Annotated in this window: 20 protein-coding genes; 12 read left to right on the top strand and 8 right to left on the bottom strand. The window is 64.1% G+C overall.

Features of this window, described 5'->3' with window-relative positions; all coding sequences use genetic code 11:
- The first annotated feature begins 137 nt into the window (after positions 1-137).
- The 9 genes from GWG67_RS12305 to GWG67_RS12265 all read left to right on the top strand — a co-directional run bounded on the left by GWG67_RS12305 (position 138) and on the right by GWG67_RS12265 (position 8247).
- Complete coding sequence (locus tag GWG67_RS12305; RefSeq protein ID WP_007596280.1) at positions 138-290, top strand: aa3-type cytochrome c oxidase subunit IV; 153 nt, start codon at positions 138-140, stop codon at positions 288-290.
- 137 nt (positions 291-427) lie between these two features.
- A complete protein-coding gene (locus GWG67_RS12300; protein ID WP_275169585.1) occupies positions 428-1555 on the top strand; it encodes a Re/Si-specific NAD(P)(+) transhydrogenase subunit alpha in 1128 nt (375 codons plus the stop codon).
- Between the two features lie 11 nt (positions 1556-1566).
- A complete protein-coding gene (locus tag GWG67_RS12295; protein WP_007596278.1) occupies positions 1567-1884 on the top strand; it encodes a proton-translocating transhydrogenase family protein in 318 nt (105 codons plus the stop codon).
- Positions 1885-1926: 42 nt separating this feature from the next.
- Positions 1927-3324 carry an NAD(P)(+) transhydrogenase (Re/Si-specific) subunit beta gene (locus GWG67_RS12290; protein ID WP_085349147.1) on the top strand — a complete coding sequence of 466 codons (1398 nt, stop codon included), beginning with the start codon at positions 1927-1929 and terminating at the stop codon, positions 3322-3324.
- 169 nt (positions 3325-3493) lie between these two features.
- Complete coding sequence (locus GWG67_RS12285; protein ID WP_275169584.1) at positions 3494-4291, top strand: alpha/beta hydrolase; 798 nt, start codon at positions 3494-3496, stop codon at positions 4289-4291.
- Entirely contained in the window at positions 4245-5726 is a 1482-nt protein-coding gene (locus GWG67_RS12280; RefSeq protein ID WP_275169583.1) for a sodium:proton antiporter, read from the top strand. Before GWG67_RS12285 ends, GWG67_RS12280 begins: the two co-directional genes overlap by 47 nt.
- A gap of 50 nt (positions 5727-5776) precedes the next feature.
- On the top strand, positions 5777-6874 hold the full coding sequence (locus GWG67_RS12275) for a calcium:proton antiporter (protein WP_275169582.1): 1098 nt from the start codon (positions 5777-5779) through the stop codon (positions 6872-6874).
- Between the two features lie 33 nt (positions 6875-6907).
- Positions 6908-7192: a cupin domain-containing protein gene (locus GWG67_RS12270; protein WP_275169581.1), complete on the top strand. Its 285-nt coding sequence runs from the start codon at positions 6908-6910 to the stop codon at positions 7190-7192.
- Between the two features lie 92 nt (positions 7193-7284).
- The gene (locus GWG67_RS12265; RefSeq protein ID WP_275169580.1) at positions 7285-8247 is read left to right on the top strand and encodes a hypothetical protein; all 963 of its coding nucleotides are present in this window, start codon (positions 7285-7287) and stop codon (positions 8245-8247) included.
- Between the two features lie 27 nt (positions 8248-8274).
- Here the strand turns inward: GWG67_RS12265 and GWG67_RS12260 are convergent, their stop codons facing one another.
- Both GWG67_RS12260 and rpsU read right to left on the bottom strand, forming a co-directional pair.
- Complete coding sequence (locus GWG67_RS12260; RefSeq protein WP_275169579.1) at positions 8275-8925, bottom strand: tetratricopeptide repeat protein; 651 nt, start codon at positions 8923-8925, stop codon at positions 8275-8277.
- 125 nt (positions 8926-9050) lie between these two features.
- Positions 9051-9365, bottom strand: a complete 315-nt coding sequence (gene rpsU, locus GWG67_RS12255; RefSeq protein ID WP_007614218.1) for a 30S ribosomal protein S21 — start codon at positions 9363-9365, stop codon at positions 9051-9053.
- 260 nt (positions 9366-9625) lie between these two features.
- Here rpsU and aqpZ point away from each other — a divergent pair, with 260 nt between their 5' ends.
- Positions 9626-10348, top strand: a complete 723-nt coding sequence (gene aqpZ / locus GWG67_RS12250) for an aquaporin Z (RefSeq protein WP_275169578.1) — start codon at positions 9626-9628, stop codon at positions 10346-10348.
- A 36-nt stretch (positions 10349-10384) separates the two neighbouring features.
- Here aqpZ and GWG67_RS12245 read toward each other — a convergent pair whose 3' ends face one another.
- Positions 10385-11491, bottom strand: a complete 1107-nt coding sequence (locus GWG67_RS12245; protein ID WP_275169577.1) for a 5-(carboxyamino)imidazole ribonucleotide synthase — start codon at positions 11489-11491, stop codon at positions 10385-10387.
- Positions 11488-11976, bottom strand: coding sequence for a 5-(carboxyamino)imidazole ribonucleotide mutase (gene purE, locus GWG67_RS12240; protein WP_275169576.1), 489 nt, complete (start codon positions 11974-11976; stop codon positions 11488-11490). Before purE ends, GWG67_RS12245 begins: the two co-directional genes overlap by 4 nt.
- A gap of 141 nt (positions 11977-12117) precedes the next feature.
- Between purE and GWG67_RS12235 the strand changes: the two genes are divergently transcribed.
- The gene (locus GWG67_RS12235) at positions 12118-12879 is read left to right on the top strand and encodes a GGDEF domain-containing protein (protein ID WP_275169575.1); all 762 of its coding nucleotides are present in this window, start codon (positions 12118-12120) and stop codon (positions 12877-12879) included.
- Here the strand turns inward: GWG67_RS12235 and GWG67_RS12230 are convergent, their stop codons facing one another.
- The 3 genes from GWG67_RS12230 to GWG67_RS12220 all read right to left on the bottom strand — a co-directional run bounded on the left by GWG67_RS12230 (position 12880) and on the right by GWG67_RS12220 (position 13696).
- Complete coding sequence (locus tag GWG67_RS12230) at positions 12880-13131, bottom strand: hypothetical protein (RefSeq protein ID WP_275169574.1); 252 nt, start codon at positions 13129-13131, stop codon at positions 12880-12882. It abuts the gene before it with no gap.
- 23 nt (positions 13132-13154) lie between these two features.
- Positions 13155-13373, bottom strand: a complete 219-nt coding sequence (locus GWG67_RS12225; protein WP_275169573.1) for a hypothetical protein — start codon at positions 13371-13373, stop codon at positions 13155-13157.
- Positions 13374-13489: 116 nt separating this feature from the next.
- Positions 13490-13696 carry a YdcH family protein gene (locus GWG67_RS12220; RefSeq protein ID WP_027519980.1) on the bottom strand — a complete coding sequence of 69 codons (207 nt, stop codon included), beginning with the start codon at positions 13694-13696 and terminating at the stop codon, positions 13490-13492.
- 327 nt (positions 13697-14023) lie between these two features.
- Between GWG67_RS12220 and GWG67_RS12215 the strand changes: the two genes are divergently transcribed.
- Complete coding sequence (locus GWG67_RS12215) at positions 14024-14203, top strand: YdcH family protein (protein WP_007596254.1); 180 nt, start codon at positions 14024-14026, stop codon at positions 14201-14203.
- A gap of 168 nt (positions 14204-14371) precedes the next feature.
- Here GWG67_RS12215 and GWG67_RS12210 read toward each other — a convergent pair whose 3' ends face one another.
- Positions 14372-15475 carry an NAD(P)/FAD-dependent oxidoreductase gene (locus GWG67_RS12210; RefSeq protein WP_275169572.1) on the bottom strand — a complete coding sequence of 368 codons (1104 nt, stop codon included), beginning with the start codon at positions 15473-15475 and terminating at the stop codon, positions 14372-14374.
- Between the last annotated feature and the right edge of the window lie 92 nt (positions 15476-15567).

Raw genomic sequence — 15567 nt, 5'->3', positions numbered from 1 at the left:
CTGTAGCGCGGGGCTTTCCCGCCAATCGGAATTCCAAATGACCTGATTTGCCGGGAAACCGCGCCCCCGTGCCGTTGCCCTGCCCGAAAGTTTGCGGTATCCAGCCATGAAATTCGACTTTCGACTGGGGACAATTCATGGCCGACCATAGCGAAGTGGCGTACAGCACCGCCGACGGCAACGACTACGTTGCCCACGAGCAGACCTACGAGGGCTTCATCAAGCTGGTGAAGTACGGCACGGTCTCGGTCGCGCTTATCGTGATCCTGATGGCGATCTTCCTGACCTGATCCATCCCCTGCAGCACCGCCAGCGTCGTCGGTGCCCATAAAATTTGCAATCAAGCCGGATTGAAAACCGGTATCCAACGTTGCGGGAGTAACGCTAAGTTCGCGTGCGCGCTTCTTCCCGCGTCGCCGGAGGGCCTATGAAGATCGCCGTTGCCAAGGAAATCGATCCGTCGGAGCCGCGGGTCGCCGCTTCGCCGGATACGGTGAAGAAGTTCAAGGCGTTGGGCGCCGAGATCGCCATCGAGCCGGGCGCCGGCCTCAAGTCGGGCCTGCCGGACTCCGAATTCACCGCCGTGGGCGCCACCGTCAGCGCCGACGCGCTGGAGGACGCCGACATCATCATCAAGGTGAAGCGCCCTGAAGCCTCCGAGTTGGCGCAGTACAAGCGCGGGGCGCTCGTCATTGCCATCATGGACCCCTACGGCAACGAGGCCGCGCTGAAGACGATAGCCGATGCCGGCGTCTCCGCCTTCGCGATGGAATTGATGCCGCGCATCACGCGCGCACAGGTGATGGACGTGCTGTCCTCGCAGGCCAACCTTGCCGGCTACCGCGCCGTCATCGAGGGCGCCGAGGCCTTCGGACGCGCCTTCCCGATGATGATGACCGCGGCCGGCACGGTACCCGCCGCCAAAGTGTTCGTGATGGGCGTCGGCGTCGCCGGCCTCCAGGCGATCGCGACCGCGCGCCGTCTCGGCGCCGTCGTCACCGCGACCGACGTCCGGCCCGCCACCAAGGAGCAGGTCGAATCGCTCGGTGCGAAATTCCTCGCCGTCGAGGACGAGGAATTCAAGAACGCGCAGACCGCCGGCGGCTACGCCAAGGAAATGTCCAAGGAGTACCAGGCCAAGCAGGCCGCGCTCACCGCCGAGCACATCAAGAAGCAGGACATCGTGATCACCACCGCGCTGATTCCGGGACGGCCGGCGCCGAAGCTCGTCACGGCCGACATGGTCAAGTCGATGAAGCCGGGGTCGGTGCTGGTCGATCTCGCCGTCGAGCGCGGCGGCAATGTCGAAGGCGTCAAGGCGGGCCAGGTCGCCGAGGTCGATGGCATCAAGATCGTCGGCTACACCAACGTCGCCGGCCGCGTCGCGGCGTCGGCCTCCAGCCTCTACGCGCGCAATTTGTTTAACTTCATCGAAACGATGGTCGACAAGACCAGCAAGGCGCTGGCCGTGAACTGGGACGACGAACTCGTCAAGGCGACTGCGCTGACCCGGGACGGCGCCGTCATCCACCCGAATTTCCAGCCGAAAGCGTAAGGAGAGCCGTCATGGAGCATATTGCACAAGTCGTCGACCCCTTCGTCTTCCGGCTGTCGATCTTCGTTCTCGCCGTCTTCGTCGGCTATTTCGTGGTGTGGTCGGTGACCCCTGCGCTGCATACGCCGCTGATGAGCGTGACCAATGCGATCTCCTCGGTGATCGTGGTCGGCGCGCTGCTGGCGGTCGGCGTCGGCATGATCTCGAGCGGTTCGGGCTGGGCGCGCGGCTTCGGCTTCATCGCGCTCATTTTCGCCTGCGTGAATATCTTCGGCGGCTTCCTTGTCACCCAGCGCATGCTGGCGATGTACAAGAAGAAAGTGAAGTGAGCGGCGTGCACCTCGGGGTGACGAAGACAAAGGGGACCTGAGATGAACGCCAATCTGGCTGCAGTTCTGTATCTCGTGGCAGGTGTGCTGTTCATCCTGTCACTGCGCGGGCTGTCCAGCCCCGCCTCATCGCGGCAGGGCAATTTCTTTGGCATGATCGGTATGGCGATCGCGGTCGCCACCACGCTCGCCAGCCATCCGCCGGCGGACGGCCTCGCCTGGATCCTCGTGATCCTTGGCATCGCGATCGGCGGCAGCGTCGGCGCGGTGATCGCCCGTCGCGTGCCGATGACCTCGATGCCGGAACTGGTCGCCGCCTTCCACTCGCTGGTCGGTATGGCCGCGGTGCTGGTCGCCGCCGGTGCGTTCTACGCGCCGGAAGCCTTCGACATCGGCAGCCCCGGCAACATCCATCCGCAGAGCCTGGTCGAGATGTCGCTCGGCGTCGCCATCGGCGCGCTGACCTTTACCGGTTCGGTGATCGCGTTCCTGAAGCTGTCCGCGCGCATGAGCGGTGCGCCGATCATCCTGCCGTTCCGTCACATCATCAACATCGCGCTCGCGATCGCGCTCGTCGTCTTCATCGTCGGGCTGGTCATGACGGGCAGCGCGCTCGACTTCTGGCTGATCGTCATCATCGCGCTGGCGCTCGGCGTCCTCATGATCATCCCGATCGGCGGCGCCGACATGCCGGTCGTGATTTCGATGCTGAACTCGTACTCGGGCTGGGCCGCGGCCGGCATCGGTTTCACTCTCGGCAATTCCGCGCTGATCATCACCGGCGCGCTGGTGGGATCGAGCGGCGCGATCCTGTCCTACATCATGTGCCACGCGATGAACCGCTCCTTCATCTCCGTCATCCTTGGCGGCTTCGGTGGCGAGACCGCGGCGGCGGGCGGTGGCGGCGGCGAGCAGAAACCGGCCAAGCTCGGCTCAGCCGACGATGCGGCCTTCATCATGAAGAACGCGCAGAAGGTCATCATCGTGCCCGGTTACGGCATGGCGGTGGCGCAGGCTCAGCATGCGCTGCGCGAAATGGGCGACATCCTGAAGAAGGAAGGCGTCGAGGTGAAATACGCCATTCACCCGGTCGCCGGCCGCATGCCCGGCCACATGAACGTGCTGCTGGCTGAAGCCAACGTGCCCTATGACGAGGTGTTCGAGCTCGAGGACATCAACTCCGAATTCGCGCAGGCCGACATTGCCTTCGTGATCGGCGCCAACGACGTCACCAATCCGGCGGCCGAAGAGGACAAGACCTCGCCGATCTACGGCATGCCGGTGCTCCAGGTCTGGAAGGCCGGCACCGTGATGTTCATCAAGCGCTCGCTCGCTTCGGGCTATGCCGGCATCGACAATCCGCTGTTCTATCGCGACAACACCATGATGCTGCTCGGCGACGCCAAGAAGGTCACCGAGAACATCGTCAAGGCGATGTAGCGCAGGGGCAAGCAGACCACTGCGAAGGCGACGCGCGAGCAGCGCGTCGCATGGTACGCCGCTCAGCAGGCGGCGTGCGGCCGCCGCGCCTTTCCGGCGCGCCTCGGGCGACGTCATGAAATTGCTGCGGAGCTGTCGCAAGCCCTGAACGGGGACCGGGCCCGTCATCATGACCATCTTCAAGTGGATCGCCATCCTGCTCGTGACCGTCTATTTCGCCGGTCTCCTCGTGCTGTATGTCAGGCAGCGCGAGATGCTGTTTCCGATCCCGCCCGTCGGTCGCACCACGCCGGACGCCGCAGGCCTCCCTGAGGCCGAAGAGCACGTCCTGACCACCTCCGATGGCGAGAAGGTCATCGTCTGGCACGTGCCGGCGAGGCTTGGCCGGCCCGTGATCCTGTATTTTCCGGGCAATGGCGATTATCTCGCCGGTCGCATCAGCCGTTTCAAGGCCATGACGGCGGACGGCACCGGTCTCGTCGCGCTGTCCTATCGCGGCTATGCCGGCTCGAGCGGGGCGCCGAGCGAGGCGGGTCTGCTGCGCGATGCCGCAGCCGCCTACGCCTTCACGACTGCGCGCTACGCATCGGAACGAATCGCCGCCTGGGGCTTTTCGCTCGGGACCGGCGTGGCGGTCGCGATCGCCTCGGAGCATCGTATTGGAAAACTCATCTTGGAAGCTCCCTACACATCGACGGCCGACATTGCAGCTTCATCGTTCTGGTACGTTCCGGTGCGCCTGCTGATGCGCGATCCATTTCATTCCGACGAGCGTATCCCGCGCGTCACTGTGCCGCTATTGGTGATGCATGGCACCAATGACCTTGCCATTTCGATCGTGTTCGGAGAGCGTCTGTTCGCGCTCGCGCATGAACCGAAGCAGTTCGTTCGCTTTGCGGGCGGCGGACACGACAATCTCGATGCGTTCGGTGCGATTGAAACGGCGAGGCGCTTCATTGCTTTCTAGACGGCTTGTCGTTCGGCGCGGGAGCGGGTTCATCCCCGCGATCCTGGTCGTGTTGTTGCCACAGCACGCATGGGCTGCGACCGGGCTCGACGGCGCGGCGATGGGCTGGCCCTATGCGCTGCCCTTTGCCGGCCTCCTGCTGTCGATCGCGCTCGGGCCGCTGCTGTTTGCAAAAGTCTGGCACCATCATTACGGCAAGATCGCCGCGGCCTGGTCGCTGCTGGCACTCGCTTCGCTGGTCGTCCTTGCCGGGAGCATGGCGACGCTGGCTGCGCTGGTTCACGCCATGCTCGCCGAATATCTCGGCTTCATCGTGCTGCTGTTCTCGCTCTATGTCGTGGCGGGGGGCATTCTCGTGACGGGCGACATCAAGGCGACCCCGGCGGCCAACGCCGGCATCCTCGCGCTCGGTACGGCGATGGCGAGCGTCGTCGGCACCACCGGGGCGGCCATGATCCTGATCCGCCCTCTGATCCGCGCCAACCGGCCGCGGCGCTACAACGCCCATGTCGTCATCTTCTTCATCATCCTGGTCGCCAATGTCGGCGGCGCGCTGAGCCCGCTCGGCGATCCCCCCCTGTTCGTCGGCTTCCTGCATGGCGTCGACTTCTTCTGGACCACGAGGACCATCTGGCTGCAGACGGCGATCGTTGCCGGACTGCTGCTCGCGATCTTCGTCGTCATCGACGTCTGGCGCTTCCGTAGCGAACCCTTGCTCGGCGCCGCCGGCGCCGCGAAGCCGGTCCGCATCCGCGGCCTCGTCAACCTGGTGCTGATCGCAGCCATCGTCGCGAGCCTGCTGGCCTCGGCGATGTGGAAGTCCGGCATCGCCTTCGACATTCTCGGAACCAGGCTGGAGCTGGAAGACATTGCCCGCAACGCGGCGCTGCTGGCGATAGCGGCCCTGTCGGTGTGGTTGACGCCGGACGAGCACAGGCAGGCCAACGGCTTCACCTGGGAGCCGATCCGCGAAGTCGCAAAGCTGTTCGCCGGCATTTTTATCGCGATCATCCCGGTCATTGCCATGCTCGATGCCGGCCATCACGGCGCGTTCGCCTGGCTGTTGTCGGCTGTGACCGGGCCGGACGGCGCGCCGCGCGAGGTTGCCTATTTCTGGTTCACCGGCCTGATGTCGGCGTTCCTCGACAATGCGCCGACCTATCTGTTGTTCTTCGAGCTCGCCGGCGGCGACCCGCAGGTGCTGATGCACGAGCTTTCGGGCACGCTCGCCTCCATCTCCATGGGAGCAGTCTACATGGGCGCGCTCACCTATATCGGCAATGCGCCGAACTTCATGGTGAGCAGCATTGCGAGCGAGAACGGCATCGAGATGCCGAGCTTCTTCGGTTATTTCGTGCGTGCCAGCGCGGTGCTGATCCCGCTATTCTTGCTGCTGACGCTACTACCGTTCGCGCCGATCCTGCGCTGGCATTGAATCTGCCGCCCGATTTGCTACTGCTCGGCTGAGACGATTGGAGCCGATGGATGAGCGCGCATAATCCGATGCCTCGGTCGGCCTGGATCTTTCCGGCGCTGGCCGTGCTGCTGTTCGTGGCCGTCAGCGCGACGGACTATGTGTTCACGCTGTCGTTCGGCGGGCTCGTCTTCGCCCTCCTGCTCCTCGTCATCCTGTTCGGCACGGTGTTTGCCGCGGTCCATCATGCCGAAATGATCGCCGAGCGGGTCGGCGAACCCTACGGCACGCTGGTGCTGACGCTCGCGGTGACCATCATCGAGGTGGCGCTGATCACCACGATCATGCTGGGCGACAAGCCTGCCCCGGAACTTGCGCGCGACACCGTGTTCGCCGTTGTCATGATCGTCTGCAATGGCCTCGTCGGGCTCTGCATCTTCATCGGCGGCCTGCGGTATCGCGAGCAGGGCTTTCAGCTCTCCGGCGCCAACGTCTATCTCAGCGTGCTGTTCGCGCTCGCGACCATCACTCTGATCATGCCGAACTACACGACGACCACGCCGGGCCCGGTTTATTCGGCGGTTCAACTCGGCTTCGTCGACGTGGTCACGCTCGCGCTGTATGGGGTGTTTCTCTACACCCAGACCGTGCTGCACAAGGATTACTTCGTTCACGAGCGGGCGGATGGCGGCAGCGGCGAGGGGCATCGGTCGGGCCGGACCATGGTGCTCAGCGTCGTGCTGCTGCTGATTGCGCTGCTGGCGGTCGTGCTGCTGTCTAAGAAATTCTCGCTGGTCGTCGATGCCGTTGGGGCCAGGATCGGTGCGCCGCCTGCCTTTGCCGGACTTCTGGTCGCGCTCCTGATCCTGCTGCCGGAAGGCGTCGCGGCCGTGTCGGCCGCCCGCAAGAACGACCTCCAGAAGAGCATCAATCTCGCGCTCGGCTCGTCGCTCGCCACCATCGGGCTGACCATCCCGGCCGTCGGTGTCGCAACCTATGCGCTCGACAAGGAGCTCACGCTCGGCCTCAGCGACCAGGGCAGCGTGCTTTTGCTCCTGACCTTCTTTTTGAGCATGCTGACCTTCGGTACGGGCAGGACCAATGTCCTGTTCGGGCTGGTCCATATGGTGGTATTTGCCGTCTACGTGTTCATGGTTTTCGTGCCCTGAACCGGTTTTCCGGATATGCCCAGGAGAGTTCCGATGCTTGCCGCCAAGTCCGAAGTTCAGGTCGACAATGAGCAGGTTCGGGTGACCGAGTGGCGGCTCGCGCCAAACAGCGCTACCGGGCATCACACCCACGGCATGGACTACGTCATTGTTCCCGTGGTCGCAGGGGAAATGACCATCGTGGCACCCAGTGGCGAGCGGTCCAAGGCACAGCTCGCGGCCGGAAAATCCTATTTTCGCAAGGCCGGCGTCCAGCACGACGTGCTTAACGAAACCGCAACCGAGATCGTGTTCCTTGAGGTCGAGCTGAAGCCGTAATTCCGGCGTACCCCTTTGCCATTGATCTGTCGCAGTTGATCCCTCACTATGCCTCAAAGTTCCCGCATCAGATCGCGCGGGGAGTGGCCGGAATGCTGAAATACATCGCTAAAATCTCGATGGACATCTTCCCCTCGGTGCTCGCAACGATCATCGGGGCATACATCGTTAATCATTACATCAACGCGAAGCCGGCGGCGGATGCACCCGCGGCCGTGATGGCGCCCGCCGAGGCTGGAAAGAACGGCAAGCCCGCCGATCTGGCCAACCTGCCCGCGCCCGGCGTCAAGGCCAAGGGCATTTCCGAGAAGAAGGTGGCGGACAAGCCGGCGGCCGAGAAGGCTGCCGATCAGCCAGCCGCGGAGTCGAAGACTTCTACGGCGGACGTGGCACCGGCCGAGGCCTCGCCGCGCGGCAAGCCGTCCGCGCGCGACAAGGCAGTCGCCAAGTCCACCCCGGCCGTCACTGCACCCGCTCCCGCCACCCCGGTGGTGGAGGCCAATTCGGCGCCGGCTGCTGCCGCGCCGGCTGCCACCCCCGACGCCAACGATCTCGTGCGCGCCGCGATCGAGCGCCTGCGCAAGTCGCCTGAGGGCAAAGCGGTTGAGGCCAAGTCGGTTGAAGCCAAGTCGGTTGAGACCAAATCGGTTGAGACCAAGTCTTCGGAGGCCAAGCCGCCCGAGAAGACTCAGGAGCCTGCGGTGCGCGAAGCCGCCCGCACTCCGGAGGCCCCGCGTATCATCCCTCTGGATCCGTCAACGGTGCGTCCGTTGCCGCCACCGATCACGGTCTCGACGCCCGCCGCCGAGGCCTATGGCAATGGCGGCTCCTCGCAGGCGAGCCCGCCCTACACGGCCTCGGTCGGCAACGAGAACCCGAGTCGGCTGACGCCTCCGGCTGATATTCCGGTCCCGATGATTGCGCCCCCGCTCGATCTACGCGCCGATGCCGGCGGGTCCATGCCGCGGCCGAAGACCAATGTCGCCGACGACATGCTGTCGGGCGTCAAGTCCATGTTCCACTCCGTTCTGCCGAAGAGCGTCACCCCGGATTAAGACGGCGCCTGCGCTGCGCCAGGATCGTCAGCCGCCGACGCGGGCAAGGCCGCTGCGGGCGGCGTCGTCGCGTGGACGAAGCGAGACCGCCTTGGTGTAGGACGCCGCCGCCTTGGTCCTGTCGCCCAGCCGTTCATAGGCTTGCCCGCGTATGGTCCAGACCTGGGCATTGTGGGGATCGGCCTCGGAAGCCTCATCCAGATCGGCCGCGGCCTCCTTGACCTTGCCGAGGGCGAGATAGCTGATGGCGCGGCCGAGCAGGGGCTCGACCTTCTGCGGGTTGAGTCCGCTTGCGGCGCTGAAATCGGCGATGGCGAAGTCGTGCTGGTTCTTGCCCTGGTAGATCAGGGCGCGGCCATAGAGCGCCTGCGCATTGTAGGGATCGAGTCCGACCGCGTGATTGAATTCATCGAGCGCAGCAGCTGCGTCGCCGGACTTTGCCAGGGCCTGGGCCTTTGCCGTATGGGCCTGGGCTTCGCTGACATTGCCGGCGCTGACCACGTTCTCGGCGATCGCAGCTGCCTTGGGTGCCTCCTGCGGCTTCTCCTTATCCGGCGTCAGCGATCCCAGGTCGAAGGAGCAGCCGCACAGCGAGATTCCCATCAAGGCCAGCGCAAATGGCTGCAGCAAGATCCGGCGTAACCGCTCCAAGCCGCGCTTGGGGAAAGGGGAAGCCATCTACGGTTCGCTCGCGCTAGTGCCGCATCGGTAGTGCCCCATCCCAGGAAGGCACCGCTCACAAAACAATAACGCGGGCCAGGGGCCCGCGTCATCGAAAACTGAAGTCTCTCAAGTCCGGTAAATCAGCGCGGTCCGCGCGGACCAGCACTTGCACCTGCACCTGCACCCGGGCCGCCGCGACCGCCACGATCACCGCCGGGGCCAGCGCCGAACACCGGCTTCGGCTTCATCGGCAGCAGGCCTTCGCGCTGCAGCTTCTTGCGGGCCAGCTTGCGTGCGCGACGCACGGCTTCGGCCTTTTCGCGGGCCTTCTTCTCGGAGGGCTTTTCGTAGTGACCGCGGAGCTTCATCTCGCGGAAAATACCCTCGCGCTGCATCTTCTTCTTCAGCGCCTTGAGAGCTTGATCGACATTGTTATCGCGAACGAGAACCTGCACGCGGCATCCTCTTCAGTGGATCGGATTTGAATTCTGGTAAGTCAAAGGGGATGGCGAAACGCACAAGCCCTTAACCTTGAGGGCGCGGATGTATCAGACAAAACCTGGGATGTCCACCGGCCAAGCGGGTTTTCGGGCCAAGTTCAGCCATTAAATGAGGCGAAATACCTCTGTGCGGCCCTGATTTGGGAGATTTGACGCCAAGGGTGGGGCCGTTTTCGGAGCTTTGTTCCGGAATCTTTGAAAGCAGGGGACGACACATGGATATGAAGAAGTACGCAGCCGAAGCTATCGGCACCTTTTGGCTCACATTCGCAGGTTGCGGAAGTGCGGTGATCGCAGCCGGCTTTCCACAGGTTGGCATCGGCCTGGTCGGTGTCTCCCTGGCATTCGGGCTGAGCGTGGTCACCATGGCCTATGCGATCGGCCACATCTCAGGCTGCCATCTCAATCCGGCCGTCACCGTCGGTCTCGCCGCCGGCGGGCGCTTTCCGGCCGGGCAGATTCTGCCTTATGTGATCGCACAGGTGGCCGGCGCGATCGTGGCCGCGTGGCTGCTCTACGTCATCGCAAGCGGAGCGCCCGGCTTCGACGTCAGCAAGGGCTTCGCGTCGAATGGCTACGACGCCCATTCTCCCGGCCAGTACAGCATGATGGTGTGCTTCCTCACCGAGGTGGTGATGACCATGATGTTCCTGTTCATCATCATGGGCGCCACTCACGGCCGCGCGCCGGCGGGCTTTGCACCGCTGGCGATCGGGCTCGCGCTGGTGATGATCCATCTCGTCAGCATCCCCGTCACCAACACCTCGGTGAACCCGGCCCGCAGCACGGGTCCCGCGCTGTTCGTCGGCGGCTGGGCGTTGTCGCAGCTCTGGCTGTTCTGGGTCGCGCCTCTGATCGGCGGCGCGCTGGGCGGGGTGATCTATCGCTGGCTCAGCGACGAACCCACCGGCGTCGTCGCGGGCGCGAAGACGGCGTAATCGCAAAGCGGGATCGCGGCATGCGCCGCGGTCCCGTTACTTGCCGGTCGTGGGTCGCACTTCGGTGACATGCCCCATCTTGCGGCCGGGACGCGGCGCGCCCTTGCCGTAGATGTGCACGGTCGCGCCCGGCACGCTGAGCCACTTGTCATACTCGTTGATCTCGTCGCCGATCAGATTGGTCATGGTGACGACTTCGCCGTGCCGCACGGGCTTGCCGAGAGGCCAGCCGGCAATGGCGCGGATGTGCTGCTCGAACTGCGAGACGGACGCACCGTCGAGCGTCCAGTGTCCGGAATTGTGCACGCGCGGAGCGATCTCGTTGACCAGCACCTTGGGTCCGGTGCCGTTGGCGAGCACAAACATCTCGACGGCAAGCACGCCGACATAATCGAGCGCGCCCGCGATCTTGCCGGCAATGCTGCGCGCTTCCTCGGCGAGCACATCCGGGATCCGCGCGGGCGCACGGGAGATCTTCAGGATGTGGTCGCGGTGCTCGTTTTCGGTGACGTCGAAACACTCGACCTGGCCTGTGGCCGAGCGGGCGGCGATGACGGAAATCTCACGTTCGTAGGGCACGAAGGCTTCCAGGATCGCCGATTTGGTGGCGAGACTGGTCCACACTTTCGCGATGTCATCGCCCTCGCGGATGATAGCCTGGCCCTTGCCGTCATAGCCGAAGCGGCGGGTCTTCAGCACCGCCGGAAGGCCGATCCTGGCGATCGCCTCGCGCAACGAGGGTACCGAGGTGACGTCGGCATAGGCTGCGGTGCCGATGCCCAGCCGCGTCACGAAATCCTTCTCGGCGAGCCGGTCCTGGGTGGTCTCGAGGATCTTGCGGTTGGGCAGCACCGGGCGGCGAGCATCCAGCACCATCGCGGCCGCGGACGGCACGTTCTCGAATTCGTAGGTGATGACGTCCACGTCGTTGGCGAACAGCTCGAGCGCTTCGACATCGGCATATTCGGCGCAGGTCGCATTCAGGACGACGTCGAAGGCCGGTGAGTCCGGATCGGGCGAGAACACTTGGCAGCGCAGGCCGAGCCGGGCCGCCGCCATCGCCAGCATCCGCCCCAATTGTCCGCCGCCGAGGATGCCAATGGTGTCGCCAGGTTTCAGCTTCACCTGCTTTGCGTCAGTCACGCCTTGTCCTCCGGGCGCTCGGCAACGGCCTCGGTCTGCGCCTTGCGCCAGGCGGCGAGGCGGTCGGACAAGGCCGGGTCGGACAGGGCCAGCACGGCTGCCGCCAGCAGCGCCGCATTGATGGCGCCGGCCTTGCCGATGGCGAGGGTGCCAACCGGGATGCCTGCGGGCATCTGGACGATCGAATAGAGCGAATCGATGCCCTTGAGCGTCCGGGATTCGATGGGAACGCCGAACACGGGCAGTTCCGTCAGCGCCGCCGCCATGCCGGGCAGATGGGCTGCGCCGCCCGCGCCGGCGATGATGACCTTGTAACCAGCCGCCTTGGCGCCCTTGGCGAACGCAAACAGCCGGTCGGGGGTGCGGTGTGCCGAAACGATGCGGGTGTCGGTGACAACGCCGAGCGCTGCAAGCGTGTCGGCGGTATGCCGCATCGTGTCCCAGTCCGACTGGCTTCCCATGATGATGGCGATTGGCGCGGTCATGACGTCAATTGTGCTCGAAAAACAGGAAGATAGGCCAGATTAGCGGTTCCGGCCGGTGGCTCGCAAGGCGGTGGCAAGGAGAAGGGAATGCACTATCCTGTCTTGGTGAATCCCCGCAAGCCTTCATTGAGCAGGATGCCCATGAAGAAACCGAAAAGGGCGAGCGCTGCGAAGGCCAAAAAGAGCCCGAAAATCAGCGCCGGTCGCTCCAAAGTTGCTCTCAAGCGTCAGGGCAAGAGTCCGGCCAAGAGTCCCGCCAAGAGTCCAGCGCGGCGTCCGAGCAGGCCGCCGCGGCGCGAAGCGTCTGCCGGTGAGGGCGCCAAGCCGGCCATCAACGCGACCATCCGCGACCTCCGGAGCAAGCTCAAGGGGGCGCTGCGGCGGGTCGCGGAGCTGGAGGCGGCCGCCAACACCGACTTCCTGCTCGAAATTCCGAACCGGCGCGGCTTCGAACGCGAGCTCGCACGCGCCGTCGCCTACATGAAGCGCTACCGCGCCAGCGGCGCCCTTATCGTGCTCGACGTCGATCGGCTGAAGCCGATCAACGATTCCTTCGGCCATGCGGCTGGCGACGAGGTGCTGAAGGCGATTGCCACCACGCTGACGCGGCAGATCCGCGCCTCGGATGTGGTCGGCCGGCTCGGCGGCGACGAGTTCGCGCTGCTGCTCTGGAACCTCAGCGAGACCGACGCCAAGGCGAAGGCCGCGGCCTTCGAGCAGGCCATCGACGAATTGTCCTTTGTCTTTCGCGGCCAGCACGTGAGCGCGGGCGCCTCCGCCGGGGTCGCCCTGCTCGGAGTGCAGTCCGACGCCGCGCGCGCCCTGGAGGAGGCCGACGCTGCCATGTATGTGCGCAAGGCCCATCGGCGGCACGAGCCGCGCATCAGGCTCGTCAGCAGCTAATCACAGCGTGCCGAGGTCTTTCGGTACGTTGCCGAAGCTGCGGAGCAGTTTGGCGTCACCGAATTCGCCGGTCATGGGATCGCCGCTGCGGCTGAACGCGACCGCACCGGTGTGGCCGACGCCGTGCGACATAATCTCGGCGCGCCGTAACGCGGCCGCCACGCTCTGGCATTCCTCGGCCGCACCGGCGACCGGCGATCCGTCCTCGTCGGTGAGGAAGGGTAATGCAACGTAGTAGGTGACATCGGACATGGTCGGCTCCGATAGTTGACAGCTCAGGCGGCGCTGCTCTTGCTCCGCATCTTGCTGCGCGAGGTCTCCGGAATGCAGCCGGCGGAAATCGCCGCCTGCAATTCCTCCAGCTCGGCCTCCAGATATTCGTTCGCCATGATTAGCGCCTTGATGGTGCTGCGCAGATTGCCGTCGCACATCGCGATCGCCTGATCGCAGGCCTGTTCATAATGGCTGTTGTCGAGAAGGACGGTTGCCGACATCTGCGTTTTCCTTGGACGGTTTTCCGGGGCGTTGGTGCTCAAATGTTCTTATTTTGTTCCTTTCGAGTCAAGCGGATTCAGGTGCGGCGGGGCCGCCCTAAAGTTCTACCTGTGGATCAGGCGATGATGTCGGGCGTGATCTGGTCTTCGATGAACGCGATACGGTCACGCAACAACAGTTTGCGTTTCTTCAAGCGCTGTAACCGCAACAGGTCGGGGGCGGGCGATTGATGCAGTGCATCGATCGCCGCATCGAGATCTCGGTGTTCCTGGTGCAACCGGGCGAGCTCGGATTCGAGTTCGCGCGCATCTTCATTGGTCATGTCTGCGGTGGCCGAAAAACCGATAGGCGTGAGATTAAGGCTGTGGATGCCCTGTGGAAACTATCGTCCTTGCGCGCCGTGATCGCAAGCGATCTCGGGCTGTCCCGCGTCGATCTCCCGCGAGATATTTCTACGGTCGCTCCCGAGTTGCGCAAGCGCATTGATATCACGGATTTATCCCGCGTGGTTCCCTTACTCACGCTTCGTTACATATGAATTTTCAAAAATGACAGTGCGACGACGGATACCCATCGACAGAACGAATCGGTGATGTACACTTCGTTGTCCGGTCGAATCCAAGGTTCCCCCCTACCGAGGAGGTTTCGAATGACAATTCAGGCACATCTGGTTGAATTGGAACGGAAGCATAAAACTCTCGAAAACGAATTGCACGAAGCTCTCGTGCACCTTTCAACAGACGACCTGCAAATTGTTGAGTTGAAGCGCCGGAAGTTGATGGTCAAGGACCAGATCGAGCGTCTCAGGCACGGCGACACGCTCCACTAGTAACCCCTGCAACAGCGTAGAGTTGAACGTACCCTTTCTGGCAGGGATGGGAGCCTTTGCGCTCATCCCTGCTGCGAGGTGCGCATCGTGCAAGGATTTGCGCGGCTCTAGATTCGTGTCTGGGCGCGGTTCTTCACGCGCAACCGGAATCCACTTCGCTTTAGAACACTAAATGTTTGCGAGCTCGGCGACGTGATCCGCGATCGCGAGCGATGACGTCAATCCCGGCGACTCGATGCCGAACAGATTGATCAGGCCTTCGACGCCGTGATCGCGCGGACCTTGCATCAAGAAATCCTGCGTGGCCACCGCTGGCGGCACGATCTTCGGGCGGATACCCGAATAGCTCGGCATGAGCGCGCCGTCAGGCAGCGTCGGCCAGTATTTGCGGATGGCCGGGTAGAAGCGTTCGGCGCGCGACGGGTCGACCTCATAGTCGATCGTTTCGATCCACTCGACGTCGGGGCCGAAACGTGCCTGCCCTGCCATGTCCAGCGTCAGATGCACCCCTAGGCCACCGGGCTCTGGCACCGGATAGATCAGGTGCGCGAACGGTGCCCTGGCATTGCAGCTGAAGTAGTTTCCCTTGGCGAGGTAGGCCGTTGGAATCCGTTCCAGCGGCATGCCCTCGATGTTGCGCGCCACCGCGGTCGCCGAGAGCCCGGCGGCGTTGACGAGGAGGCTGCATTGCAGCGTCATCGGCGCTTCGCCGCCCGCCTCGATCTCGATCACGCCGGCGGTTGCCTTGGCACGGATCAGCGGGGTGTGAAACGCGAAGGCCGCGCCCGCGTCCTCGGCTTCGCCGCGCAGCGAGAGCATGTAGGCGTGGCTGTCGATGATGCCGGTCGACGGTGACAGCAGCGCGGCGTCGCAGGCGAGCGCCGGCTCCAGCGCACATGCCGCATCGCCCGTGAGCAACTGCATGTCGAGCACGCCGTTGGCCTCGGCATGCGCCTTGATCGATTGCAGCTTCTCGGTCTCTTTCGGATTGGTCGCGACGATCAGCTTGCCGCAATTCCTGTGCGGGATGCCGCGCTCGGAACAGTAGCGGTAGAGCGCGTGCTTGCCGTCGACGCACATGCGCGCCATCCAGCTTCCGGCGCGGTAGTAGATGCCGGCATGGATCACCTCGCTGTTGCGCGAGGAAGTGATGGTGCCGATGGCCTCGGCTTCCTCGAGCACGATCACCTCGCGCCCGGCCTGCGCCAGCTTTCGAGCCACCGCGAGCCCGATCACGCCGGCTCCGATGACGACGCAGTCGACCCTATCCATGGTTGTGCAGGACGTCCGTTCGAAGCGACGATGGCCTCACGTCTGGGGACGGCGGCGCGGGGGCGTTTTCCGTTAAGGAAGCATTTATCATG

This window comes from Bradyrhizobium sp. CSS354 (genome assembly GCF_029051725.1).
In the GTDB taxonomy this organism is placed as follows: Bacteria; Pseudomonadota; Alphaproteobacteria; order Rhizobiales; family Xanthobacteraceae; genus Bradyrhizobium.
Note: the sequence above shows the minus strand (reverse complement) of the source record. Positions and strands in the feature narration are given on the sequence as shown.

Coding starts and splice junctions, on each gene's coding strand:
- aqpZ (WP_275169578.1), top strand. CDS start 9,626: ATGGATATGAAGAAGTACGCAGCCGAAGCTATCGGCACCTTTTGGCTC.
- GWG67_RS12295 (WP_007596278.1), top strand. CDS start 1,567: ATGGAGCATATTGCACAAGTCGTCGACCCCTTCGTCTTCCGGCTGTCG.
- GWG67_RS12220 (WP_027519980.1), bottom strand. CDS start 13,696: ATGACCAATGAAGATGCGCGCGAACTCGAATCCGAGCTCGCCCGGTTG.
- GWG67_RS12215 (WP_007596254.1), top strand. CDS start 14,024: ATGACAATTCAGGCACATCTGGTTGAATTGGAACGGAAGCATAAAACT.
- GWG67_RS12210 (WP_275169572.1), bottom strand. CDS start 15,475: ATGGATAGGGTCGACTGCGTCGTCATCGGAGCCGGCGTGATCGGGCTC.
- GWG67_RS12280 (WP_275169583.1), top strand. CDS start 4,245: ATGCGTTCGGTGCGATTGAAACGGCGAGGCGCTTCATTGCTTTCTAGA.
- purE (WP_275169576.1), bottom strand. CDS start 11,976: ATGACCGCGCCAATCGCCATCATCATGGGAAGCCAGTCGGACTGGGAC.
- GWG67_RS12265 (WP_275169580.1), top strand. CDS start 7,285: ATGCTGAAATACATCGCTAAAATCTCGATGGACATCTTCCCCTCGGTG.
- GWG67_RS12305 (WP_007596280.1), top strand. CDS start 138: ATGGCCGACCATAGCGAAGTGGCGTACAGCACCGCCGACGGCAACGAC.
- GWG67_RS12290 (WP_085349147.1), top strand. CDS start 1,927: ATGAACGCCAATCTGGCTGCAGTTCTGTATCTCGTGGCAGGTGTGCTG.
- GWG67_RS12260 (WP_275169579.1), bottom strand. CDS start 8,925: ATGGCTTCCCCTTTCCCCAAGCGCGGCTTGGAGCGGTTACGCCGGATC.
- GWG67_RS12230 (WP_275169574.1), bottom strand. CDS start 13,131: ATGTCCGATGTCACCTACTACGTTGCATTACCCTTCCTCACCGACGAG.
- GWG67_RS12235 (WP_275169575.1), top strand. CDS start 12,118: ATGAAGAAACCGAAAAGGGCGAGCGCTGCGAAGGCCAAAAAGAGCCCG.
- GWG67_RS12285 (WP_275169584.1), top strand. CDS start 3,494: ATGACCATCTTCAAGTGGATCGCCATCCTGCTCGTGACCGTCTATTTC.
- GWG67_RS12225 (WP_275169573.1), bottom strand. CDS start 13,373: ATGTCGGCAACCGTCCTTCTCGACAACAGCCATTATGAACAGGCCTGC.
- GWG67_RS12270 (WP_275169581.1), top strand. CDS start 6,908: ATGCTTGCCGCCAAGTCCGAAGTTCAGGTCGACAATGAGCAGGTTCGG.
- GWG67_RS12300 (WP_275169585.1), top strand. CDS start 428: ATGAAGATCGCCGTTGCCAAGGAAATCGATCCGTCGGAGCCGCGGGTC.
- GWG67_RS12275 (WP_275169582.1), top strand. CDS start 5,777: ATGAGCGCGCATAATCCGATGCCTCGGTCGGCCTGGATCTTTCCGGCG.